At 62.1% G+C, this 24,135-nt stretch carries 23 protein-coding genes and 1 riboswitch; of the genes, 10 read left to right on the top strand and 13 right to left on the bottom strand.

Annotated elements, in window-relative coordinates:
• Positions 1-62: 62 nt before the first annotated feature.
• The 5 genes from DOM58_RS07305 (at position 63) to DOM58_RS07285 (ending at position 2,627) form a co-directional block, all read left to right on the top strand.
• On the top strand, positions 63-707 hold the full coding sequence (locus tag DOM58_RS07305) for a transglutaminase-like cysteine peptidase (protein ID WP_110692360.1): 645 nt from the start codon (positions 63-65) through the stop codon (positions 705-707).
• 51 nt (positions 708-758) lie between these two features.
• Entirely contained in the window at positions 759-1,400 is a 642-nt protein-coding gene (locus DOM58_RS07300) for a hypothetical protein (RefSeq protein WP_188113790.1), read from the top strand.
• Between the two features lie 66 nt (positions 1,401-1,466).
• The gene (locus tag DOM58_RS07295) at positions 1,467-1,778 is read left to right on the top strand and encodes a glutaredoxin family protein (RefSeq protein WP_110692328.1); all 312 of its coding nucleotides are present in this window, start codon (positions 1,467-1,469) and stop codon (positions 1,776-1,778) included.
• Between the two features lie 112 nt (positions 1,779-1,890).
• Positions 1,891-2,169 (top strand): peptidylprolyl isomerase, encoded by a 279-nt coding sequence (locus DOM58_RS07290; RefSeq protein WP_075563754.1) that lies wholly within the window; start codon positions 1,891-1,893, stop codon positions 2,167-2,169.
• A 272-nt stretch (positions 2,170-2,441) separates the two neighbouring features.
• Positions 2,442-2,627 carry a CsbD family protein gene (locus tag DOM58_RS07285; protein WP_110692327.1) on the top strand — a complete coding sequence of 62 codons (186 nt, stop codon included), beginning with the start codon at positions 2,442-2,444 and terminating at the stop codon, positions 2,625-2,627.
• Positions 2,628-2,806: 179 nt separating this feature from the next.
• On the opposite strand, the gene DOM58_RS07280 is transcribed toward DOM58_RS07285, so the two are convergent.
• The 3 genes from DOM58_RS07280 to DOM58_RS07270 all read right to left on the bottom strand — a co-directional run bounded on the left by DOM58_RS07280 (position 2,807) and on the right by DOM58_RS07270 (position 7,393).
• Complete coding sequence (locus DOM58_RS07280) at positions 2,807-4,057, bottom strand: dicarboxylate/amino acid:cation symporter (protein ID WP_110692326.1); 1,251 nt, start codon at positions 4,055-4,057, stop codon at positions 2,807-2,809.
• Between the two features lie 195 nt (positions 4,058-4,252).
• The gene (gene thiC, locus DOM58_RS07275) at positions 4,253-6,154 is read right to left on the bottom strand and encodes a phosphomethylpyrimidine synthase ThiC (RefSeq protein WP_110692325.1); all 1,902 of its coding nucleotides are present in this window, start codon (positions 6,152-6,154) and stop codon (positions 4,253-4,255) included.
• Between the two features lie 115 nt (positions 6,155-6,269).
• Positions 6,270-6,399, bottom strand: a riboswitch (TPP riboswitch).
• A gap of 103 nt (positions 6,400-6,502) precedes the next feature.
• Entirely contained in the window at positions 6,503-7,393 is an 891-nt protein-coding gene (locus DOM58_RS07270; RefSeq protein WP_110692324.1) for a LysR family transcriptional regulator, read from the bottom strand.
• Positions 7,394-7,571: 178 nt separating this feature from the next.
• Between DOM58_RS07270 and DOM58_RS07265 the strand changes: the two genes are divergently transcribed.
• Complete coding sequence (locus tag DOM58_RS07265) at positions 7,572-8,843, top strand: MFS transporter (protein WP_245392190.1); 1,272 nt, start codon at positions 7,572-7,574, stop codon at positions 8,841-8,843.
• Between the two features lie 108 nt (positions 8,844-8,951).
• On the opposite strand, the gene DOM58_RS07260 is transcribed toward DOM58_RS07265, so the two are convergent.
• Positions 8,952-9,377, bottom strand: a complete 426-nt coding sequence (locus DOM58_RS07260) for a VOC family protein (RefSeq protein ID WP_075563749.1) — start codon at positions 9,375-9,377, stop codon at positions 8,952-8,954.
• Between the two features lie 142 nt (positions 9,378-9,519).
• Here DOM58_RS07260 and DOM58_RS07255 point away from each other — a divergent pair, with 142 nt between their 5' ends.
• A complete protein-coding gene (locus DOM58_RS07255; RefSeq protein ID WP_110692322.1) occupies positions 9,520-10,401 on the top strand; it encodes a LysR family transcriptional regulator in 882 nt (293 codons plus the stop codon).
• 95 nt (positions 10,402-10,496) lie between these two features.
• Positions 10,497-11,363, top strand: a complete 867-nt coding sequence (locus DOM58_RS07250) for a pirin family protein (RefSeq protein ID WP_110692321.1) — start codon at positions 10,497-10,499, stop codon at positions 11,361-11,363.
• 50 nt (positions 11,364-11,413) lie between these two features.
• On the opposite strand, the gene DOM58_RS07245 is transcribed toward DOM58_RS07250, so the two are convergent.
• The 4 genes from DOM58_RS07245 to DOM58_RS07230 all read right to left on the bottom strand — a co-directional run bounded on the left by DOM58_RS07245 (position 11,414) and on the right by DOM58_RS07230 (position 14,685).
• Entirely contained in the window at positions 11,414-12,337 is a 924-nt protein-coding gene (locus DOM58_RS07245; protein ID WP_110692320.1) for a lysophospholipid acyltransferase family protein, read from the bottom strand.
• A gap of 40 nt (positions 12,338-12,377) precedes the next feature.
• The gene (locus tag DOM58_RS07240; RefSeq protein ID WP_075563745.1) at positions 12,378-12,755 is read right to left on the bottom strand and encodes a DUF4870 family protein; all 378 of its coding nucleotides are present in this window, start codon (positions 12,753-12,755) and stop codon (positions 12,378-12,380) included.
• A gap of 141 nt (positions 12,756-12,896) precedes the next feature.
• A complete protein-coding gene (locus tag DOM58_RS07235) occupies positions 12,897-13,817 on the bottom strand; it encodes a TatD family hydrolase (protein WP_075563744.1) in 921 nt (306 codons plus the stop codon).
• A 1-nt stretch (position 13,818) separates the two neighbouring features.
• Complete coding sequence (locus tag DOM58_RS07230) at positions 13,819-14,685, bottom strand: EboA domain-containing protein (protein ID WP_110692319.1); 867 nt, start codon at positions 14,683-14,685, stop codon at positions 13,819-13,821.
• Between the two features lie 302 nt (positions 14,686-14,987).
• Here DOM58_RS07230 and DOM58_RS07225 point away from each other — a divergent pair, with 302 nt between their 5' ends.
• A complete protein-coding gene (locus DOM58_RS07225) occupies positions 14,988-16,427 on the top strand; it encodes an alkaline phosphatase family protein (protein ID WP_110692318.1) in 1,440 nt (479 codons plus the stop codon).
• A gap of 140 nt (positions 16,428-16,567) precedes the next feature.
• On the opposite strand, the gene DOM58_RS07220 is transcribed toward DOM58_RS07225, so the two are convergent.
• The 4 genes from DOM58_RS07220 to DOM58_RS07205 form a co-directional block, all read right to left on the bottom strand.
• Positions 16,568-17,488: a UbiA family prenyltransferase gene (locus DOM58_RS07220; RefSeq protein ID WP_110692317.1), complete on the bottom strand. Its 921-nt coding sequence runs from the start codon at positions 17,486-17,488 to the stop codon at positions 16,568-16,570.
• 8 nt (positions 17,489-17,496) lie between these two features.
• Positions 17,497-18,681, bottom strand: coding sequence for a metabolite traffic protein EboE (gene eboE / locus DOM58_RS07215; RefSeq protein WP_110692316.1), 1,185 nt, complete (start codon positions 18,679-18,681; stop codon positions 17,497-17,499).
• Positions 18,668-19,960 carry a 3-dehydroquinate synthase gene (locus tag DOM58_RS07210; protein WP_110692315.1) on the bottom strand — a complete coding sequence of 431 codons (1,293 nt, stop codon included), beginning with the start codon at positions 19,958-19,960 and terminating at the stop codon, positions 18,668-18,670. Before DOM58_RS07210 ends, eboE begins: the two co-directional genes overlap by 14 nt.
• 306 nt (positions 19,961-20,266) lie before the next feature.
• Complete coding sequence (locus tag DOM58_RS07205) at positions 20,267-21,556, bottom strand: MFS transporter (protein ID WP_110692314.1); 1,290 nt, start codon at positions 21,554-21,556, stop codon at positions 20,267-20,269.
• A 500-nt stretch (positions 21,557-22,056) separates the two neighbouring features.
• Here DOM58_RS07205 and DOM58_RS07200 point away from each other — a divergent pair, with 500 nt between their 5' ends.
• A complete protein-coding gene (locus DOM58_RS07200; protein ID WP_110692313.1) occupies positions 22,057-23,439 on the top strand; it encodes an MFS transporter in 1,383 nt (460 codons plus the stop codon).
• Between the two features lie 17 nt (positions 23,440-23,456).
• Here the strand turns inward: DOM58_RS07200 and DOM58_RS07195 are convergent, their stop codons facing one another.
• Positions 23,457-24,131, bottom strand: a complete 675-nt coding sequence (locus DOM58_RS07195) for a 2OG-Fe(II) oxygenase (RefSeq protein WP_110692312.1) — start codon at positions 24,129-24,131, stop codon at positions 23,457-23,459.
• Between the last annotated feature and the right edge of the window lie 4 nt (positions 24,132-24,135).

Raw genomic sequence — 24,135 nt, 5'->3', positions numbered from 1 at the left:
GACGCGTCGCCGAGCCGATGACGCCACCGAACGGTGGGGGCCGGCCGCTGAAATGCTGGCTGATGGCGTTTGTCGTGGCGCTGACGCTGGGGAGCAGCGGCTTCCCGGTCGACGCTCTGCCGCGGCTGCCGCCGCGCCAGCAAGTCGAGACATTATATGGCGCGAACGGGTGGCAACGCATTCAGCAGTGGCCAGCATTGATGGATCGTCTACAGGGACGATCCATCGAGGTGAAACTGGCGGGTGTGAACGACTTTTTCAATCAGCTTCGCTTCGTCGACGATATCGATGTCTGGCACGTGAAAGATTATTGGGCAACGCCATTCGAGTTTCTCGGCGTGGGCGCCGGCGATTGCGAAGACTTCGCCATGGCCAAATATCTGACGCTGCGCGAGCTGGGTGTATCCGATGACCAGTTGCGGCTGCATTACGTCAAATACATTCCCTACGATCAGTTTCATATGGTGGTGACCTGGGCAGCATCGCCGACCTCGCCACCGATCGTACTGGACAATATCGTCAAGACCCTCGAGCCGGCATCGAAACGCAAGGATCTGGTGCCGATCTACAGTTTCAATGGTAGCCATCTCTGGATCAGCAAGCTCAGTGGTGGTGGACGCGAGGTTGGCGAATCCAGCCGGCTCAGCCTCTGGCAGAGCTGGCAACAGCGTCTCGACAGCGGGACGCTGCGCAATCCTCGTGACTGACTCGGCGATTCGGCGCCGGCTACCATGGACCCAACAGCGGGAGAGAAATCGATGAGAAAAAGAATGCATCGGCAGTGTTGGCGTCTCGCCAGTCTACTGCCCGGTATCCTGGTGTTGGCGTCCTGTGCGTCGACCCCCGATGGGCGCGATGTCGTCATCGATCGCGCGACGCCGCAGGGTGTGGCTCAGGTCAGTGCGGATAACGTGTTCGATACCGCCGACAGCGACGCCGACGGCGACCTTCTTCCGATCGATATCGAACGGTTGGGGCTGGGCGGTGACTGGCACACGCTGGATGCCGACGGCAGCGGAGACGTTTCGCGTCAGGAGTTCCGGGATCAGTTCGCGTCACCGCTCGTGCAAACGACCCTGCGGCTACCGGGTGATGCGGAACTCGCCCAGCCGATCGTTTCCAGCGATTTTCTGTTGCCGCCGCTGCCTCCCACTCAGCGCTACGCCCCCGCGCCCATCAATGCTTTCTCCCCGACGAGTCTGGCGACGCCGTCCGACGCCCCGTTGACGATTCCGGTGCTGATCAATGACCAGGAGGCCGCTGCGCTCGATCGAGCCGCTGATAATGCGCGTGCTGAAGGCGCCGTTTCCGAGGGCGCCGACGCCAATGACAATGGCGACGACATCGGTTCCGAAGATGCTGACACCTCGAACCGTGACGTTTCTCTGCCGCCGAACTGACGCCAACCCGACAAAAGCGTGCTATCTCTCTTCATGTCCCATCGAATCACGGAGTGGCTCAAGACCATGTTTTCATCGATTCCCCTCGAACGTTCAGCCGAAGCGCAGGCCGATGTCGACCGCGCTTGCCAGCGTCTCGCACTCTACCATTTCATGAGCTGCCCCTTCTGTCAGCGCGTGCGCAGCCAGATCGAGCGACTGGCGTTGCCCATTGAGCTGCGCGATACCCAGCGTGACCCTCGTCATCGCCAGGAACTGATGGCGGGCGGCGGAAGAACGATGGTGCCGTGCCTGCGCATCGAGAAAGCGGACGGCACGCTAGAGTGGATGTACGAATCCGCCGACATCAATCGCTATCTCGAACAGCGCTTCGGTTGACCGGGGCAACGCAATCTCTGTCGAGCGCCGTCGAGACGATTGTCGGTGACGCCGGCAGGGCGGATTTCGTAGAATGCCCGCTTCCCAATGGTCAAGACTCAGGAGTGATCTCATGGCACAGGCCAGCGCCCGCCACATTCTCGTCGACAGCGAGCAGAAGTGTCTCGAACTCAAGCAGCAGATCGAAGCCGGCAGCGACTTCGCCGAAGTGGCACGTCAGCATTCCAACTGCCCCTCCGGGCGCCAGGGCGGCGAGCTGGGCACGTTCGGACGTGGCCAGATGGTCAAGGAGTTCGACGAAGTCGTCTTCAATGGCGCCGTCAACGAAGTGCACGGTCCGGTAAAGACCCAGTTCGGCTACCACTTGCTGGAAGTGACCTCACGCACTTGATGTTCCCCGTCTGATTTTCATCGAGCCGTCTGCAGTCGGGCGGCTCTCGCCGATTCGCTGCGTGTTCTCTGCTCTTGGTTCTTTCCCGCGGTTCCGTGACGCGCCCTCCGCAGAACGTCCGCCTTTGCGAACAAATTGTTACCAATCTCCCGTTTCGACTTTCCCGCGGCGAACTACTCTGAGATTACGTTCGCTGTAAACGATGCTCGCAGCTCAGTATCTAAGGGAACGGCGAACGGATAAGGATATCCACGGAAAACGAGGTAGCACCCATGACGAATTCAAAGTCAGACAAGACGGAAGGCAAGGTCGACAAGGCAGCCGGTAAGGTCAAGGAAGCTGCTGGCAAGATGACCAAGGACCGCGAACTCGAAAGCAAAGGCAAAACCCAGCAGGCCAAGGGTGATGCCAAGTCCGCCAAGGGCGATTTGAAGGACGCCACCAAACCACGCCACTAAATCTTGCTGAATCTCAGTACACCGAGTCTTTCGGGCCAATCATTGCCCGGCCAAGACTCTTCACGCAGCGGCCCCGGTCTTGACCGGGGCCGCTGTCGTTTGGGCAAGAGACGTTTGGGCAAGAGACGTTTGGGCAAGAGACGTTTGGGCAAGAGACGTTTGGGCAGGAAAATTGGCTGTCAGGCTTTGCTCGAACGGTTATAAGTGTCCAGGTCGAGCTCTTTCTCGCTCTTGGCGACGAGTGTCGTCACCATCAGGTCCCCGGCGACGTTGACGCTGGTGCGCGCCATATCGAGGATTCTATCCACGCCTGCGACAACACCGATCGCCTCCAGCGGCAGGCCGATCTGCGCCAGCACGATCGATAGCATGATCAGACCCGCGCCGGGCACGCCCGCCGTGCCGATCGAAGCCAGCGTGCCGGTCAGTACGATCATGCCGTAATCCATCATCGACAGATCGGCCCCGACCAGCTGGGCGACGAACAACGCCGCGACACCTTGATAGATCGCCGTCCCGTCCATGTTGATGGTCGCGCCTACCGGCAGCACGAAACTCGAGACACCCTCGGACACCCCGAGATTCTTTTGCGCGCAGCGGATGGAAACCGGCAGGGTGCCGGAAGACGAGGCCGAAGAGAATGAGACCACTAGGGCGTCGATGATGCCTTGCAGATAGCGAACGGGGTTGAGGCGTCCGACCAGCGTCAGCAGACCGGTGTAAACCACGAGGACGTGAACCAGGCAGGCGAGGTAGACGACGCCGATGACCTTGGCCAGCGGCAGCAGCACGTCCAGCCCATACTGGCCCGAGACGTTGGCCATCAGGCCGAACACGCCGAACGGCGCGAATGCCATGACGATGGCGGTCAGCTTGTACATCGCTTCGGCGAAGCTTTCGAACACCCGCACGACGGGCTCGCCCTTTTCGCCGATCAGCATCAGCGAGATGCCCAGACCGATGGCGAAGACGATAATCTGCAGGATATTGCCCTCGATCATCGCCTGCAGCGGATTCGACGGCACCAGACCTACGACGATATCCACCAGCGACGGCGCTTCGCTGGTCTGCTGCGCTGCACTCATCGAGGCATCCGCGCCGATACCCGGCTGAAAGATCGTGGCCGCGACTAGGCCGATGACGATCGCGAAGGCGGTCGTGACCAAATAGAGCCCGATCGTGCGAGCACCGACACGGCCCATTTTCTGCGGATCGCGCATGCCGGTGATACCGACGACCAGCGTCGAAAACACCAGCGGCACGATCAGCATCTTGATGCCGTTGATGAAGATATCGCCGAGCGGTTTGAACACGCTGGCCTGCTCGCCCATCAGCGCGCCCGCCAGAATCCCTAACGCCAGGCCCGCGATGATTTTTTGCCACAAGGGAATGCGTCGCCACAGATTTGGCCGGGAGGTCGTTGATGTCATGCGCGGGCTCCTTGTGCAGGCGAAATTGCCGGGGGCAAAAGCGCGCATTCTACGCATCCCCGGGCCTTTTGCGATCCGCCCATTCGAAAACGGGATGGCATATAACCTGATTGCGACCAAAGTCTCAGCGCGTCGAGCCGGCAGTGAAACCTGCGTCGACGCTCGGAAGACGCAGGCCCGCTTGCACAGGCGGTATCAGATTTCCCGGTAGAGCTCACCGCCTTCCCGCTTGAAACGCTCCGCCTGCTCCTGCAGGCCGGCCTCCCGCTCGTCGCCGGCGACATTGGCGGTGTCGCCACCAAATCGTTCGCGCACTTCCTGGGTGATCTTCATCGAGCAGAACTTAGGCCCGCACATCGAGCAGAAGTGTGCCACCTTGGCCGAGTCCTTGGGCAGCGTCTCGTCGTGGAAGGCGCGCGCCGTATCCGGGTCGAGACCGAGATTGAACTGATCTTCCCAGCGAAATTCGAAGCGGGCTTTCGACAGCGCGTTGTCGCGACGTTGCGCGCCCGGATGCCCCTTGGCCAGGTCGGCGGCGTGGGCGGCGATCTTGTAGGTGATGATGCCGGTCTTGACGTCATCCTTGTTGGGCAGGCCCAAGTGCTCCTTGGGCGTGACGTAGCAGAGCATGGCGCAGCCATACCAGCCGATCTGTGCCGCGCCGATACCCGAGGTGATGTGGTCGTAGCCCGGGGCGATATCGGTGGTCAGCGGCCCCAGCGTGTAGAAGGGCGCCTCATCGCAGCACTCGAGCTGCTTGTCCATGTTCTCCTTGATCAACTGCATCGGCACGTGGCCGGGGCCTTCGATCATTACCTGCACGTCGTGCTGCCAGGCGATCTTCGTCAACTCGCCCAGGGTCTCGAGTTCGGCGAACTGCGCTTCGTCGTTGGCATCGGCGATGGATCCGGGGCGCAGACCGTCACCTAGCGAGAACGAGACGTCGTAGGCCTTCATGATCTCGCAGATGTCCTCGAAATGGGTGTAGAGGAAGCTCTCTTTGTGGTGATACAAACACCACTTGGCCATGATCGAGCCGCCCCGGGATACGATGCCGGTGACGCGCCTGGCCGTCATCGGCACGTGGTGCAGGCGTACGCCGGCGTGAATGGTGAAGTAATCCACCCCCTGTTCCGCCTGTTCGATCAGCGTGTCGCGGAAGATCTCCCAGTTCAGATCCTCGGCGACGCCATTGACCTTCTCCAGCGCCTGGTAGATCGGCACCGTGCCGATGGGCACCGGCGAGTTGCGGATGATCCATTCCCGCGTCTCGTGGATGTTCTGACCGGTGGAGAGATCCATGATGGTGTCCGCGCCCCAGCGGATGCCCCAGGTCATCTTGTCGACCTCTTCCTCGATCGAGGAGGTCACGGCCGAATTGCCCAGGTTGCCGTTGATCTTCACCAGAAAGTTGCGCCCGATGATCATGGGTTCGCTTTCAGGGTGATTGATGTTGGCCGGAATGATCGCCCGGCCGCGTGCGACTTCGTCACGCACGAACTCCGGTGTGATCTCGTCGGGTAGATTGGCGCCGAAAGACTCGCCCGGATGCTGATGCGCCAGCATGGGGTCTTCCGGTCCGGCGCTCGCTGCGCGGCGGCGCTGATTCTCTCGGATGGCGATGAATTCCATCTCCGGCGTGACGATGCCCTGTCTGGCGTAGTGGAGCTGGGTGACGTTGGCGCTCTTTCCCTCTTTTGTCATGCGTGCCCGACGCGGCTTGCGCTGAAGCTGAAATCGCAGCGTCGATAGACGTAGATCCTCGGCACGAACGCGACCATAGCTGGAGCTGGGACCAGCGAGCCATTCGGTATCGCCGCGCTCGTCGATCCAGGCACGGCGCAGCTCGGGCAGACCGCGACGAATGTCGATCTCGGCTGCTGGATCGGTGTAGAAGCCGGAGGTGTCGTAGACGGCCAATGGCGCGTTGGACTCGAGACCCTGCTTCGTCTGGGTCGGCGAGAGGGCGATCTCACGCATGGGTACGCGGATGTCTTCCCGTGAGCCGGTGATGTAGATCTTCTGCGAGGCGGGCAGCGGGACGATGGCGGCGCTGTCGACGCGGGCGGTTTCGGATAGGAACTGAGGTGATTTCATGTTCGGTCGTGCTCCGTGGCATGACTTGCCCGGCGTATTGGCCAAGGCTATCGGGTCAGGCCGGCGCACAGCGCAGGAGGGGGGAGAACGAATCGACGGAACGCTGCCCGGGATGTGAGATTCTCCGCTTGATCCCTACGCCGGTACTAGCCGGATCAGGTTCGTCGGGATCCGTCGTGGCGCTGTGAATTGGCTTCAGCGCAGGACGATCTCAGCCGGTTCCACCGGCACCCCGTCAAGCTGGCGATATCGTTCATCGCCGTGAGCAGTCTGTGGCGAGGGGGGAACGAGGTCAAGCCGAGTGTATGAAGGCGCCGGGTGCGATTGCGATGGCGAGAATAAAATGTGTCATGGGTCGCCGGGGCGCTGGACCAGATCGATGAACGATCGGGCCTGCGGGGTCAGATGGTGACGAGCGTGGGTGAGCCACACTTCGGAAACCGCGTCGGCATCGCTCAGCGGGCGGTAGCGGACGTTATCGATCCGGATATGCCGGAAGGACGCGGGCAGGATCGACACGCCCATGCCGCTGGCGACGAGGCTGATGATCGTGTTCGGGCCGCCGACTTCCTGAACCAGACGAGGGCTGAGCCCGCGTGTGGCGAACAGGGCATTGAACTGATCGAGCAGGCCGGTCCCGGCGGCGGGCGAGAAGTAGACGAACGGGTGGGTTGCCAGTTCGTCGAGCGTCAACGGTAGCGCGCTGCCGCCGAGCGGGCCCTGTTCATTGACCACCGCCATCAGCGGCTCGCGAATCCAGGTGAAGGCGTCGAGGCCGTCCGGCAGCGTGGCCGGGCGCATGATACCGATATCCAGGTCGCCCTGTAGCAGCGGGCCGATTTGGCGCTGGCTATTGAATTCGTGCATGCGCAATTCGACGTCGGGATAGCGTTGGCGATAGCGCATCAGTGTGCGCGGCAGCGTCGAGCTCAAAGGCACGGAAGTGGTAAAGCCGATACGTAACTGGCCGGCCTCGCCTCGACCGAGCCGGGAAACCAGCCGCGTGGCGCGTTCAGTGCGTGCCAGAATATCCCGGGCCTCGTCGAGAAACACTCGCCCAGCTTCGGTCAGCTCGACGCGGCGATTGGTCCGAGTCAGCAGACGCGTGCCTAGTTCGCGCTCCAGCGCCTGGATCTGCTGGCTCAACGGTGGCTGCGAGATGCCCAGCTGCTGGGCGGCGCGGCTAAAGTGAAGCTCTTCGGCCACAGCGACGAAATAGCGTAGATATCGTAGTTCCATGGGAACCTCGCAGTTCCATTGAGTCGTAAAACCTCTCAAAAGCATCGAATAATATATTAGAAAGCTTAATGGCGGCGGCGTAACCTACCAAGGTCTAAGTCAAATCTCTAAACCCCTGATGCCCCCGAAGCACCTTCATCCCCGGTCGGCTTCGGTCATCGATATCGGGAGAACCGGGTTGTCTCGCCACTCCTCATCCGAGATCCACCGCGCCACGCAGGCCACTCATCATCAGTTGGAACGCGAAGCGGAAACCGTCGAGAGCGGCTTCATTGAACGCGGCCAGCGGGGCTACCGGCCGACCATGCTGGCGCTGTTCCTCGGCGCCTTTTCGACCTTCGTGCTGCTCTATTGCGTTCAGCCGCTGCTGCCGATTCTGTCGAATGCATTTGGCATCGATGCCGCGACCAGCAGCCTGTCGCTGTCGGTCGCGACCGGCATGCTGGCGATCGGGCTGTTGATCACCGGGCCGATCTCGGACGCGGTGGGGCGCAAGTCGGTCATGACGGTCGCGTTGCTGGCGGCGTCCATCTGCACGCTGCTGGCGGCGGTGATGCCCAACTGGACCGGCATTCTGATCATGCGGGCCCTGGCGGGGCTGTCGCTCTCCGGGCTGTGCGCGGTGGCGATGACCTATCTCAACGAGGAGATTCATCCGCGCTACGTGGGCCTGTCGATGGGGCTCTACATCAGCGGCAACTCGATCGGCGGCATGAGCGGGCGCCTGATCAGCGGGGTGATGGTGGACTGGGTGCCTTGGCGCGTCACTTTGGCGATCATCGGCATCGTGGCGCTGATCGCGGCGCTGCTGTTCATGCGCTGGCTGCCGCCGTCTCGGCACTTCACGCCGCGCCCGCTCAACTGGCGCAGCGTGCTGTCCGGATTCACCGTTCACTTCAAGGACCGGGGGCTGCCCTGGCTATTCCTCGAAGCTTTCCTGTTGATGGGCGGTTTCGTCACACTCTACAACTATATCGCCTACCGTCTGCTGTCCGAGCCCTATCAGGTGAGCCAGGCCCTGGTGGGCCTGCTGTCGATCGTCTATCTCTCGGGTACCTACAGCTCGGCCTGGGCGGGGTCGCTGGCGGACCGGCTCGGGCGTCGGCGAATATTCTGGATGTTCATCGCGATGATGCTGGCAGGTCTGGCGATAACGCTTTTCGAGCCGATCAGCCTGATCCTGATCGGCATGCTGGTCTTCACTTTCGGCTTTTTCGCCGCGCACTCGCTGGCCAGCGGCTGGGTCGGCCAGCGCGCCCGGCAGGCCAAGGGACAGGCGTCTTCGCTCTATCTGTTCAGCTATTATCTCGGCTCCAGTGTGGCCGGCACGCTCGGTGGCGCGTTCTGGTTCTGGGGCGGCTGGAACGGGGTCTCGCTATTTATCTCGGTGCTATTGCTGGTGGCGCTGGCCATCGGCGTCGTGCATCTGAGGCGGCTGGAACCGGCCTGACGCCCGACATCCTCCGGCGATGCGCTTCAAACGACGTTCTGGGAGCGACAAGGCCGCCGATCTGAGTCGTTCAGGATCGGCGGCCTTGTTCGGTTGGCTGACGGGGTGTTACTTGGCGAACAGCTGACCCATATCCTTGAACGCCTTGAACTCCAGGGCGTTACCGCACGGATCCAGCAGGAACATGGTCGCCTGCTCGCCCGGCTGGCCCTGGAAGCGCACGTACGGTTCGATCACGAACTGGGTGCCAAAGCCTTTGAGACGCTCGGCCAGCGCTTCCCACTCCGGCCAGCTCAACACGATGCCGAAGTGCGGCACCGGCACATCGTGGCCGTCGACCGGATTGGTGTGGGCGGATTGCTGCGACGGCGTCTGCGGATGCTCATGAATCACCAATTGATGACCGTAGAAGTCGAAATCGACCCATTGTTCGCTGGAGCGGCCTTCGCTCAGGCCGAACGTTTCGCCGTAGAACTTGCGGGCGGCAGGCAGGTCGTGAACCGGAATGGCGAGGTGGAAAGGGGATAGCGCCATGGAAGAGCTCCTTAGGTCTTGGATGAAACGGATCGTGGCAATTTCAGTGGTTGTATTCTGATGGCGAATAAATTTGATGAAAAGCGCATAATATTGCTGTCTGCTATCAAATTATCTGGATTCACGGCGCCGTTTTCTTGCCATGTTCAAAGAGCTAAAGACCTTTCTCGCCGTCGTGCGTTACGGCACGTTTTCCGCCGCTGGCAATGCCGTCGGGCTGACCCAGTCCGCGGTCAGTGCGCAGATCCGCAAGCTCGAGGCCGATATCGGCGAACCGCTGTTCGAACGTACCGGACGTGCCGTCCGGCTCAACGCGGCCGGTCGTCGGCTATTGCCGCAGGCCAACGAGATGCTGACGCTTGCCGAGCGGATCCGTCATTCCGGGGTGGACGGTTTGAGCGGCGAATGGCATCTCGGCGCGATCGCCAGCCTGCAGAGCGGGGCATTGCCCGAAGTTCTGCAGACGCTGACCCGCGATGCGCCAGGGGTGATGACTCGTGTAGTGCCCGGTGTCTCGTTGGCGCTGCTCGACCAGGTCGATAAGGGTGATCTGGACATGGCGTTGATCGTCCGGCCGCCGTTCGCGTTGCCTCCCGACTTCTATTCCCGAGTCATTGCTCGCGAGCCGTTCGTGCTGATCGCACCGCCCGATGTCGAGGGCGGGACAGTGGAATCGCTGCTCGAAAACCATCCGCTGGTGCTCTACGACCGGGGTTCTTTCGGGGGGCGCCAGGTGGTGCGCTTTCTCGAACGGCGACGGTTGCGGCCGGAAATCCGGCTGGAGCTCGACGAGATCGACGCTATCGCGCGAATGGTGGAGTGCGGTCTTGGCGTCGCGCTGATTCCGCTTACCGGGTTGTGGCGCCGCCAGCAGCCGTTGCCGGTGCGGGTGATCTCGCTGGAAGAGCAGCGCTTTCATCGTGAATTGATCATGGTGTCCCGGCTCTCGCCGGCCCAGTCGCCGTTGGTAGCGTTGATCGAAGAAGCGCTGCTGAAGGCGCAAGGCATTCGCGCCCTTCCATGAATCGATGATTCGATGCAATGAAGCGGTGAAGATCATTCGCTTTTTTCGCGCTTGGCGTGCTCTAGACTGCAATCAAACGAGTCGAGGAAACCTTTATGTCTGCATTCACACCACGCCATATCATCGCCCAGCACCCGGCCATTCGCGACGACATCGGCGATCTGACGACTCGCCGGCCGTTACCGGGTCCCGGGCTCGATCAGCTCGACCCCTTCCTGTTTCTCAACCATCACGGGCCGCAGGTCTATCCGGCCAATAACGGCGGGCTGCCGTTCGGGCCTCATCCGCACCGGGGGTTCGAGACCGTGACCTTCATTCTCGAAGGTTCGCTGGCGCACGCCGATAGCGCCGATCATCAAAGCGTGATCCGTGCCGGTGGCGTGCAGTGGATGACGGCGGGCAGTGGCATCGTGCATGCCGAAATTTCACCGCCCGAGTTTCTGCGCGACGGCGGCCCGCTGGAGATTCTGCAGCTATGGATCAATCTGCCGGCCAGCCTGAAGATGACTGAACCGCGCTACGTCGGGCTGCAGCGAGATTCGATTCCGGCCATTGCGCTGGACGGTGGTGGAGAGCTTTGTCTGATCGCCGGTGAGCATGGCGCATCGACAGGCCCCATCGAGACCCTGACCGATGTCTTCATGTCGACGCTGTCGCTTCCCGCCGTCGCGAGTCATCGGCTGATGGCGCCGAGTGGCCGCCAGGTCTTTCTTTACGTCGTCGATGGCGAGGTGACGGTGGGCGGCGAACCGGTCAAGCCGCAGCATCTGGTCGAACTGGATCGTGGCGGCGATAGCGTCGAAATCGAAGCCACTACCGACGCTCGACTGCTGTTCGGCCACGCTGATGCGATCGAGGAACCGGTGGTGTCGCACGGTCCATTCGTGATGAATACTCGTGACGAGATCGCCACGGCGGTCGACGATTACCAGGCAGGACGTTTCGGCGGTCTGGCGCAGTAACGCGGTTGTTTCGATAACGCGGGTCTTTACATGCCCCGATCCCTCGACGATCAGCGCTTGCTGTACAGGCGCTGTTCGCGATACCCGGGAACCTTCTGCTGCTCCAGTTCGGTCTTCTTCCAGCGCTTGTATTCCCACTGATACTGAGCCGGGTCGAGGGCGATGGCGGCTTCGACGCAGGCATTGACACCGGCGGCCGATGTCACCTCGTCGCTGTCGTAGACGCGGTCGTCGGCGGCGAGAAAATGAATCGCGAAGCCGCGGCCTTCAGGCAGGCGCCTGGCGACACCGGTGACCACACGAGCCTGGGTACGCGCTACCAGCTTGGGCAGCAGCGTGGCGGTATAGGCGGGGCGGCCGAAGAAGCCGGCGAAGACGCCGCTGCCCCAGTCGGGTTCCTGATCCGGCAGGATCCCCACGGCTTCGGCACGCTTGAGCGCCTTGAGCAGGGCGGCGACGCCACGCGGGTTGGTCGGTACCAGTTCGGCGCCCATGCGTTCGCGACCATGACGGATGACAGGGTCGAGGTCGGCAATCTTGGGCGGCTCGTACATCGCGGTGAAAGGGAAGTGGCTGGATAGCCAGAAATTGAGCATTTCCCAGTTGCCGAAATGCGGCGCCAGCACGATCACACCGCGATTGTCGGCGCGCGCATTGTCGAGTAGCTCGCGGCCGTGGACCTCGACGACCGACGCTTCGACGCGCTTCGGCCTGGCAAGCCAGGCGAATCCGAGCTCCAGCATGGTGGCGGCGGAATGGCGCAGGCTGGTCTTGATCCGGTCGCGGCGCTTCTCGCTGGACTCATCAGGATAAGCAACCTCCAGATTGCGTCGAGTGACGTGACGTTCGCGTCGGGAAACGGCATACAGCACGTGGCTGGCCAGACCAGCCAGTGACCAGATCGTTTTTAAACGCCAATGCGACAGCAGGCGCCAGAGCAGATGGATGGCGCGAGCTTGCAGACTTTCGATCATGCGTTTCTCTTCTTCATTGCGAGTCGACTTGACGGGCCGGTTACCATAGCCAGCTCTCGACCTTGTCAGGTGCGCGGTGTTCCTGCAATGCCTTGAACCCGATCACGCAACGCACGATCAGCCAAACGGCCTGCAGTGCCATGAGCACGAATCCGATCAGCACGAAGGCCAGTATCCAACTGATGCAGGCGTAGAGCAGGCCGATCCAGAAAGTACGAATATGGTAGCGATAGTGCTCGTCCAGCCAGCGTGGACCGTTACCGCGATAGACATAGGCAATGATCACGCCAATCACCGGGGTGATGCCGGTGATGAAGACGCCGAGCAACAACGCGTAGACGATCATGGCCAGCGTGGTGTCCGGTCGCCTCGCAGCGGTATTGGATTCGGCGACGACGTTATCGATCGGCGAAGGCATGAGATTCCTCTCGTCGGCGTGCGGTAGTTGTCCGCATTTTGCCGTCGAGAGGCGTCGGTTGCCACTCCGCTGAAATTATCGATATGAGATAGCGGTAGGAAATGCCGGTGACTGATGACGAATTAGGAGGGAACCCGGGCGTCATTCGATGAGCAGATTGTCTCGGCGCCTTGCGGGAGTTGCCTCGACAAGAGGATCGCGGCCGCCACGCAGAATCGAGTTGCCTTCGAATAGCGTGCGCTGGTCGATGGGGGCCGGATCGAGCCAGTCGGCGGCGTGCATCTGACCGCTCTTGCCGTAGACCGTGAGTGCGTTTTCATAGGTGACCCGACGCACCACGGATTCGGCGATGCCGGATTCGAGCGCCAGCTGCGCCGTCTTGGGGACGCCAAGGCAGTCGGAAATTCCCCAATCGCAGGCGCTGTCGACGATGATGCGGTCCCCGCCGTACTGCTTGAGCAGTTCGACCATGCGCGCATTGCCCATCTTGGTCGAGGGATAGATCGAGAAGCCGGCCCAGTAACCCCGATCCAGTGTCTCGCGTACCGTCTCTTCATTGTTGTGATCGATCACGACCCAGGAGGGATCGAGCCCCATCTCCTCGCACACGTCCATCGAGCGCGAAGTGCCACGCTTCTTGTCGCGATGCGGGGTATGCACCATGACCGGCAGCTCGAGCTCCTTGGCCAGGGCCAGCTGGGCCCGAAAATACTTGTCCTCGAGCGGTGTCTGCTCGTCGTAGCCGATCTCGCCGATGGCGACCACGCCTTCCTTCATGGCGAAGCGTGGCAGCCACTCCATCACGCCCTCGGCCAGCGCTTCGTTGTTGGCTTCCTTGGAATTGAGGCCGATGGTGCAGTAGTGGCGAATGCCGAACTGGCCGGCGCGGAAGCGCTCCCAGCCGACCAGCGAAGACAGGTAGTCGACATAAGTGCCGACGAAGGTACGCGGCTGGCCGACCCAGAAGGCCGGTTCGACCAGCGCCACAATGCCGGCGGCGGCCATGGCCTCGTAGTCGTCGGTGGTACGGGACACCATGTGGGCATGGGGATCGATGAACATCTCAGGCGGCCTCTAGCAAAGTCAGGTTGTCCCAATTGATGCGCCCCTCGGCCACCAGTGCGGTGGTGGCGGGTGTCGTCAGCAACAGGGTTCGAGCGGAAGGGGTGTCGGCAGCGATCAACGCGAGAGTCGCCGCGCCACGTTCGTCGGGTGTTCCCGCCAGTGCGCGCTCAAGGGCCTCGTAAGCCGAGACGCTCTCCGCGAACGGGCCGATGCAGCGCCACAGTTCAGGGCTCACCTGGCGTCCGGCGGCCCAGCGTTCCTGGGCGTAATCGAGCAGAATTCTCGCCAGCTCGACGTTGGCACGTTCGTCCAGGCCGACGATGGGGCCCAATCGACTGCCGATGAACAGCGCCTTGAGCACCATGTGGTTCCAGCGGTGCTCGTCGAAGTGATCGCGCGGGTAAGGGTTGCGGTGAACGATGGACTCGAACACGGACCGCATGTTGGAGCGCAGCCCCTCACCCACCTCGAAACTCAGCAACTGCGGTTGAGGGTAGAGCGCCAGGCCGCGATACAGCGTGACCAGTTCACGGGCATCGGCGGTTCTGACCAGATCCTGAAACGCGGCCGGGAACGGTCGCGGGCCCTGGAAGATAAGCAAGGCGGCGATACGGGCCGCACCATCGAGACTCCAGCCCGAGGGGTTCCAACCGGGGTAGGCCTGATTCGCCAGCGCCAGATCAGTCGGTGACAGGATCAGATCCTGCTTGCCGAGACGACGGGGCGCGAGACCCAGAAACAGGTGCAGATCACGTTCGTTAGCGCTCTCGCCGAGTCGGGCGTATTGCGTCTTCAGCCAGTCGGCTTGTTCAGGTGTCTGGCGACAGACCCACTGGCGCAGCAGCGCCAAGGATGTAACGGGCATGTAAAAATTCCGGCCTGATATTCGATGGCACTACTCTATCGGCTGTTGAAAACAATCCCCAAGCTCAATTATCTGGCTAATTAAAGCGCCATTTCTGAACGATAAATTGGTTTTTAATAGGAAGGTTTTTAATCCCTTTTCATCCTGATTCAGTCAGGTGTTTAGTCATGATTTCGTATAATGGAGCGAAAAAGTGAATGCCGATTGTCTGGTTTCTGCCTGGCTGGTATGCAGTCTTTACATATCGTTTCGATAGGTTCGTGACGATGGTAATCAGATGACTGAATCGGCAGACAGGTACCATGCACAATACCCTGGTAATTCTCGTGGTGGGGCTGACGCCCCAACTGGTCGGTGAACATACACCGGCCTTGAAGCGGCTGGCCGAGCGGGGCGGGTTGCGACCGCTCGATACCGTAACGCCTGCGGTGACCTGTAGTGTTCAGGCAACGCTCGCGACCGGTTTGTCCCCCGGCGAGCACGGTGCGGTGGCCAATGGCTGGTATTTCAAGGATCTCGCCGAGGTCTGGTTCTGGCGCCAATCCAATCGCCTGGTCGCCGGTGAAAAGATCTGGGAAGCCGGCAAACGGAAGAATCCCGACTTTACCTGCGCCAAACTGTTCTGGTGGTACAACATGTACTCGACGGCAGACTGGAGCGCGACTCCTCGGCCCATGTACCCTGCAGACGGTCGCAAGTTGCCTGATCATTACACCTCTCCGCCTGCACTGCATGACGAACTCGACGAACGATTGGGAACGTTTCCGCTATTCAGCTTCTGGGGGCCGATGGCCGACATCTCCTCTAGCCGCTGGATCAGCGATGCCACGCGCCATGTCATGGAAACCCGCGACCCGACACTGACGCTGACCTACCTGCCGCATCTCGACTACAACCTCCAGCGTCTGGGGCCGGATCTTTCCCACCCTGAATTGCAGCGTGACCTCAGAGACGTCGATGCGTTGTGCGGCGAGCTGATCGACGCGGCCGACCGGGAAGGGCGGCGGGTCATCGTGGTGTCCGAATATGGCATCACCCCGGTGCGCGATGCCGTGCATATCAATCGTGCCCTGCGCGAAGCGGGTCTGGTCGCCGTACGTCGGGAGGAGCATGGGCGCGAACAGCTCGATGCCGGGGCGTCGCGGGCGTTCGCGGTCGCCGACCACCAGGTGGCACACGTCTATGTCCGCGATCCCGCAGAAATTCCCAAAGTCAGGGCGCTGCTCGAAGGGCTTGAAGGCGTGGAGGCCGTCTGGGGAGACAGCGAGAAGCGTGAACAGGGGCTCGATCATCCCAACTCGGGCGATCTGGTTGCGATTGCCGAATCCGACCGCTGGTTCAGCTACTACTACTGGCTGGATGATGCCTTGGCGCCGGACTATGCGCGTACCGTCGATATCCACCGCAAGCCGGGGTACGACCCGGTGGAGTTGTTCTTCGATCCTGCGCTGAAGTCGCCCAAGCTGTCGGCGGGCTGGCGTCTCGCCAAGCGCAAGCTGGGCATGCGCCAGCTACTGGATGTCATTTCGCTCAAGGACACCACGCTGGTCAAGGGCGCCCACGGGCGGGTGACAGACGACCCAGACATGGGGCCGCTGGTGATCTCGTCCGAAGCGGATCTGCTGCCTCAGGGCGCGCTCAAGGCCGTCGATTTCAAGGCGCTAGTGCTGACACATGTATTCGGGGAAGAGAATGGCGACACGTCGCCGCGGGAGACCGCCGCCGATACTGCCAGCGCCTGAGGCGGTCGCGCTTCAGCGTCGAGTCATGGCATAGGAGATATCGAGAAACGCAGGAAAGCCGGAGCGGCACCTTCACGATGCCGCCCCGGCTTTTTGTGTTTCAGAGGTTGTCGTCGATCAAATGCTACCTCTCCCAGTGTTCAAGTGCCGGAAGTTACTCGCTGCAGCGCCAAGGTCGCGACGAATGCCAGCACGCCCAGCAAAGCCATCCCATCAGCGCCCATGGCCGCCATCAGCGTGGCATCATAGAGCGAGATGGCGGCGATCAGACCCACGACGGCACGGGGCACGTCTCCCGGCGCGCGGCGAACCAGCCACATCAGGCAGCGTGCTCCCCAGGCCAGATAGCCCAGCCACAGCGCCAGGGCGAGCAGCGAAGGTTCAGGGCCGGTCAGCATGGTCGCCAGCATCAGGACGACGGGTACGGCCAATACGCCGAGGGGCCAGGCGGCACCCAGCCGGTCGTAGGCCTCCTGACGAGCGGCATAGGTCAGGCCGACGACATGACAGGCGAGACCGAGCGCGCCCCAGATGACCATGTCGTTGAGCGTGCTGGTGAAAGCCAGAGCGGCCGTCAGGTAGGTCAGCAGGCGGCACGCCCCCATCAGTACCGGGCTCCAGCCGATCCGCTTGTGCCACCAGTCGTAGCTCAGGATCGCGGCGACCAGTGCAAGCCCCATCACCCCGGCGGAGAGATCGCTCAGAAACAGCAGCAGGCTACCCAGTGCGAGCATCCCGGCCCCCAGCAGCGTGACGATCAAACGATCGATGTCGCCCCGCGGGATAGGCCGATCGGCGCGCTCACGCGCGTCGATCTCGGCATCGCAAGCGTCATTGAGGTACATCCCGCCGAGGTAAAACAGCGTCAAAGCCAGAAGCAGAGCGAGAGCCGAGGGGGAGTGCCATAGAGCGCCCGCCCCGGCGCCGGCCAACACGATGCCGGCCAGCGCGTTGCTCCAGACCGTGGGCAGGTTGGAAACCCGGCCCAGCTCCAGCCAGACCTTGGAGTTGAGCCCGGGCACCCTTGAACTCCGTAGCGTGGAAGACTCTGGTTCTGACATCGGCACGCTCAAGTCAGCTGCTGTTTGACCCAGGTCAGCTCTCGCGCCACCGCCGTCTCCACGCTCTCGGTGCGTAGGTTCTCCGGTAATACCTGCCATGTGTAGGTCTCCACTTCCAGGTGCTGGGAAATCGGCTGCTGACGATGCAGAGCGAGAATCTCGGCGAGAAACGACTGCGTGGTCTCGAACGGCGCAATGGCGTCCACGAAGATCGGCACGTGAAAGTGCACTCGCCACTCCTCGCCATCGGTGCGGGCGTCGTCAGCCAAAGCCTCGGGGAGGTCCGCATACCGCACCAGCCCGTCATCTGCGGCGACCACGACCTGGTGTAGATAGGTGCGTTCGCAGAATGGCGCCAGCGCTTCGCGTTTGGTGGCATCGAATTGCGGAATCCGCAGCGCCGCGCTCAGTTGCAGCTTGTGGATGGGAATGCCTGCCATGCGCAGGGCTTCGATGCTGGTGGTTGGATCTTCGAACTCGACCGCGGCGTGACAGACGTCGTAGCAGACGCCGAGGTGGCGTGGCAGCGCCTGCTTCGCCTCGTCGAGCGACAAGCCACTGAGTTCGCTCAGGCGAACTGCGGCAGCGTCGGAATAGAGCCAGTCGCGGAAGAAGGCAACGGTTTCCGCGATGGTTTCCAGGAAGCAGTGGGGCTCGGGCTCCAGTGCAATAGCGATGGTCACCTGGGTCTTCTGGGCGAGCTCGACACAGTGAGCCGCCGCCTTGAGCAGATTGTCCGCCATCTGCGCTTCCGCGCCCTCGGCCAGCGGCTTATAGGTACCGGGCACGGTGCTCAGGCTCAAGGTGTCGCCAGCGGCACCGAGTTCACTCATCAGATCGGCCAGCCAGCAGGTGTAGTCGAGCCGGGCGCGCTGCTTCCAGTCGGGCTGATAGACGTTCTGTTTGACCGGGATGCCGTGGAAGGGGCCGAACGGGAATCCGTTCATGGTCACTATGCGGTAGTTCTCCCGGGCGAGAATGTCCTTGAGCTCGGCCCGTGCATCGGGGGCGCGAAGCTCCTCCAGCGCCTGAGCCGACAGGCGCAACCCCACGCCGAAGGTCGCCTCGGGGGAGACGGCTTCACGCACCCGTTTCACCGGCCCTAGCAGCGCTTCACGCACAGCTTCCCATGTCTGGGTCGGATGAATATTGAGACAGTAGGTCAGTTGACCCAGATCATCAGGCAGCTGCATGGCTATTCGCCTCTTCTCGCAGCCAGTCGATCGCGGCTGTCATGGTGGTTTCATCGATCTCGTGAACGTCATGCCCACGACCCAGGCCGGACAGCAGCGTGATCGTCAGCTCACCGCCGAGATGTTCCTGGAATTCGCTGAGGCCCGTCAGTATGGCGGGCTGGCCATCGTCTTCGATTTCCAGCAACTGGGCATGGAAGACCGGCAGACCCAGGCGCTTTAACAGCCACACGATGCGCCACTCGGCACCGACGGGGAGCAGGCCCGTCAATACGGAATAACGGGCATCGAGGGCGATGCCGATGGCGACGGCTTCACCGTGGCTGATGCCGTGGTGGGTCAACGCCTCGAGTTTGTGCGCTGACCAGTGCCCGTAATCCAGCGGGCGCGACGAGCCCAGCTCGAACGGGTCGCCACCGCGGCCGATCTGCTGCATGTGCAGTTCGGCACTGCGCCGGATCATGATCTCTTCGGTGCGCGGGTCGAACTCGGCCAACGAATCGGCATTGGCTTCCAGCCAGTCGAAGAAAGCGCCATCGCGAATCAAAGCCACCTTGATCGCTTCGGAGATACCGGCGATTCGGTCCCGTCGTGAGAGTGTGCTCAGGAAGTCGAAGTCGTTGAGCACCGCCCAGGGCGGCGCGAAGGTGCCGATAAAGTTCTTGTGGCCTTTGAAGTTGACGGCATTCTTGACCCCGACGCCGCTGTCGTTCTGCGACAGCACGGTGGTCGGCAGGCGAATCAATCGCACACCGCGATGGCCCATGGCCGCGGCGAGTCCGAGTGCATCCAGCACTGCGCCGCCGCCGATTACGATGACGTAGGCATGTCGATCGACACCGAAGCGCTGGATATCTTCCAGCACCTGGTCGATCGTCTCCCGGTTGGTCTTGATGGCTTCTCCACCCGGTACGGTAATCGGTGCGGTCACCAGGGTCATCTGACTCGCATGGGTAGCGAAGTAGGCGTTGATTCGGGACTCGAGATCCGGCCAGGTAGCGGCAATGCCGGCGTCGACGTAAATCAGGCAGCGGTGATTCTTGCCCGGCTCTTTGCGTGAAATGGCGTCGGCCAGTAGCGAGTTGTCGGGGGAGAAGATTTCGCGGGTAAACGCGACGGGGTAGTCATAGGCAACCGAAAATCGCTGCCAATGGATCTCAGTCGATGATGATCGTTGAAAAGTATCTTGCTGCCTGATCGACTGCGGCTGCGTCGTGAAGGATGGCGAATCGAGGGCGACATTGCCATCGATCGAAAACGATAATGCGGGCCGGTTCATGGAGTTATCGCCTGCGTAAGGGGTCCGAAAACGAAAAAGCGGACCGCTTCGTTATCGGGCGGTCTCGCTTGGCCTCTAGCTTGGATTTCGCACAGCTAGCTTCGGGGTTGTACCGGGCAGGCGACAAGAATGGTTCTTTTGCTACGAAGTATTAGCAGCTTATCGAGTTTTTGAATGTGTCGGCACTCATTAAAACGTCGGCGAGGGTAGAAAGATGACGCTAACCCACTGTCAGGGCTTCAAACTTGCCACCCGGAAATGACCAGGCAGCTCTCTGCTCCTGGCCACCGGCGAACGTCATTGGCGTTACATCGACTTGCCGGCGGGTTCCGCGCGCGGCGCCTCCAACGGTTCCTCCTCGACGCCGTCGAGCCGGTCGGCGCGACGCAGCACCGGGAAGCTCCACATCCATAGCCCGACGATCGCCAGCGTACCCACCGAGCCGGTGACCGCCGCGGGCACGGTGCCGAACCACGAGGCGGTGACGCCGGATTCGAACTCGCCGAGCTCGTTGGAGGCGCCGATGAACAGCATGTTGACGGCGTTGACCCGGCCGCGCATCTCGTCCGGCGTGGCCAGCTGCAACAGCGTCAGGCGCACGTAGACGCTGATCATGTCGGCGGCGCCGGCGATCAGTAGCGCGCCGAACGAGAGCCAGAACGAGTGGGAAAGAGCGAACACCAGATTGGCGATGCCGAACACCGCCACCGCCGCGAACATGATCATCCCGGCGTGGCGCTTGATCGCGCGTACGCCGAGATAGAGCCCCATCAGAAAGGCGCCGATGGCGATCGAGCTGCGCAAGGCGCCAAGCCCTTCCGGGCCGACATGGAGAATTTCGTGGGCGTAGACCGGCAGCAGCGCGACGATGCCGCCGAACAGCACGGCGAACAGGTCCAGCGAGATGACGCCGAGAATCACCGGTTTGTTGCGGATGTAGTGGATGCCGGCGGTGAAACGTTGCCAGGCGGTGTCGGTGGTCTTGATGCGTTCGAACGCATAGCGCACCGGCACGCCCGCCAGCGCCAGTTGCGCGACGACAAAGCAGCCCAGGTTGACGCTGTAGGTCAGCGTCGGGCCGAAGGCATACAAGAGGCCGCCCAGCATCGGCCCGCCGATGACACCGATCTTCATGATCGACGAGTTGACCGCGATCGCCTTGCCCAGTTGGTCACGGGGAACGATCTGGGGCAGCAGGCTTTGCAGCGTCGGCCCGGTGAACGCCCGGGCGGCCCCGAACAGCACCAGTACCGCATAGAAGGGCACCGGCGAATCGGGTTGTTTCAACGACAGCAGGATCAGCATTACGCTGCAGAGTGCCTGAGCGGCCCAGCTGAGCTGGAGGATGCGTTTACGGTCGAAGCGATCGACCACATCACCGGCCGGCAGTAGCAGCACGACCATCGGCAGAAACTGCGCCAGGCCCACGTAGCCCAGCGTCAATGGGTCGTGGGTGATGTCGTAGACCTGCCACGCCACCACGATCGCCTGGATCTGCATGGCGAAGACTGCGCAAAGACGGGAAGCGAGGAACGGCGCGAAGCCGGGCTGGCGATAAACGGGGCTGTCGGGACTGGCGGAAGCATCTGCGGGCATGGTGACCTGGTCGTGAGGCAGGGGAAGAGGAAAGTAGGCGGATTAGCGTGCTAATGGCCAAGCATACGCCGTTATGTGACAAAAAGCCGCTGGCGGCGCCTTGGGGCATCACGGGGTACGTCACATCGACCATCACCTAGCTCTTCGGTCGTGCCTCAAGAAGCGTCATTTCGATAGCATTTTGTAGGTCAAACGCACTCTTTGGATAACGCCGGATAATGATGAGCGGGGCGATGCGCCAAAGCGGCGCAATAGAGCCTTTTTCAGGCGTTTTTTTGGCTTCTTTTGGCGTAGGGCCGGGCGTATAGTGCGCTCGCTCCCGCCCGTGGCGTCGCCTCTGCTGCAAGAGTCGATTCTGCTGATCCCGCGTGCGAGCCGCTACTCCACTTTCTGGTCGTTCGAGTCGGTCTTACGATGACTCGAACGGAATCTTCGGCTGCGGTGCCTCGAGTGCCGATCGCCGAGCTTATTCGCTGTGTATTTTCGAGGTCCGTGGCCTTATGTCTCGGCAGTTGCTCTCCATGGCGCTGGCACCGCTGTTGGGTCTTTTCATCCTGGGTATCGGCAACGGTTTTCTGGCCTCGCTGATTACCCTGCGGCTGGATGCGGCCGGTGAGTCCGTCACCACCATCGGCTGGGTCTCGGCTGCCTATTACATCGGGCTGGCCATCGGGGCGTTGTTCAACGATCGACTGTTGCTGCGGATCGGCCACATTCGCGCGTACGCCTGCTTCGCCTCGCTGGTTGCAGTGACCGTGCTGCTGCAGGGCATGTGGCTCAACGCCGAGCTGTGGTTCACGCTGCGCCTGATCGGTGGCTGGGCGACGCTGGGCGTCTATCTGGTGATCGAGAGCTGGCTGCTGACCGCTGCCGACACTCGCGTTCGCGGGCGGCTGCTGGCGCTCTACATGATCGCGCTTTACGGCGCCGGGGTCATCGGACAGCTACTACTGGGCGTGGCGGATCACGCCGGTGCCAGTCAGCCGTTCATGGTCATCGCCATGCTGGCCTCGTTGTCGGTGCTGCCGCTGGGCATGATTCCGCGAGTCTCGCCGCTGATCGAGCACGCCGAGCCATTGTCGCCCTGGCGACTGATCACCGTGACGCCGACCGGCGTCATGGGGTGTTTCGGTTCGGGCCTGGCGGTATCGGCGATCTACAGCCTGCTGCCGCTCTATCTGCAGCGCAGCGGCTTCGAGGTGCAGCAGATCGGCGAGATGATGGCGATCGTGATTCTTGGCGGCATGCTGCTGCAGTATCCGATCGGCCGCTGGTCGGATCGCCACGACCGTCAGATCGTGCTGATTCTGATCGGTGGGGTGCTGGCAGTGCTATGCGGCGGCGTCATGCTGCTGCCGGATCTGCCCGGCCTGATGGCGGCCATGCTGTTCCTGATCGGCGGAGGCGTGTTCGCGCTCTACCCGGTGGCGGTGAGCCACGCGGCCGACCGCGCGCCGGCCGGTGCGCTGGTGCGAATGAGCCAGGGGCTGCTGCTGATCAATGCGCTGGGCGCGACCCTCAGCCCGCCGCTGATCACGCCGCTGATGATTCATGTCGGCGATGTGGGGCTGTTCGTGGCGCTGGCCGGGTTGGGTGCGGTGCTGGTGGCGTTCTTCGTCTGGCGGCGTAGCCGGCGTCCGGCACCGACGCCGGTGGCACCGTTCACCTCCAATCCGCAGCAGTCGGTGGTGGGCGCCGAGCTCAGCGTGACCGACGAGCTGGTACAGGGCGCGATCGAGCACGAACATCAGGAAGACCTCTCGCAGGTGGTGCCGGATGTGGAAACGGCACTGCCGGATGAGGGGACGAGCGAACCCGTGACGCCTGGCGTGGAAGTTCGTGAAGCGGAAGCCGCCGGACGGCAGCGGTCGACGATCGACTGATCAGGTGGGCACGAGGTTCAGCGAGCCGGGTCGATCACGCCACCGAGCGAGGCATTGCGCCGGAACCAGCCGGCGATGCTGATACGAGGCAGCCGGGTCGGCAGCACTTCATGCGGAATGCGGTCGGAGAGAAAGCAGGCGAAAGTGCCGGCTTCGGGATGCACGCGGGCCACCTCGCGCTCGGTGTCATGTTCGTCGTAGAGCGCCATTTCGCCACCGCCGTCGGTGGGCCAGTCCGGGTTGAGGTAGAGCACCGTCGAGATGATGCGGTTGGCTCGGCCGCGGAAACTGTCGTAGTGCTTGCGATAGAAAGCTTCCGGCGGATAGTGGGCGAAGTGGGCCTCGAATTCGAACAGCCCCGCGTAGAGCGCGACGTTGATCTGCTGCTGGAGCTCGCCCATCAACGCCAGATAGCGTCGCTGTGCCAGGCTCTCGCGATCCAGCCAGTGGATCGCATCGCCTCGGATGTCGCGTCGCAGCGTGCGCTCGTCGCCACGGCCGATGGCCGCATCCTGCAGCGCGGCCAGATGATGCAGTCGCTCCAGCTCTTCCCGCAATTCCCGGCACAGCGTCACGTCCAGAAATCCCTCGCCGACATACCAGCCGTGTTCCACCAGACCATCGATCAACGCGGGTAGCTGCGCGCTGTCCCAGAAGTCGTGAAGGGCGTCATTCGCGGTGATAGGCGTCATCGAG

The sequence above is a fragment of the Salinicola halophyticus genome (assembly GCF_003206695.1).
In the GTDB taxonomy this organism is placed as follows: domain Bacteria; phylum Pseudomonadota; class Gammaproteobacteria; order Pseudomonadales; family Halomonadaceae; genus Salinicola; species Salinicola halophyticus.
The sequence above is the reverse complement of the archived record's forward strand: the minus strand, read 5'-3'. Positions and strand labels throughout refer to the sequence as shown.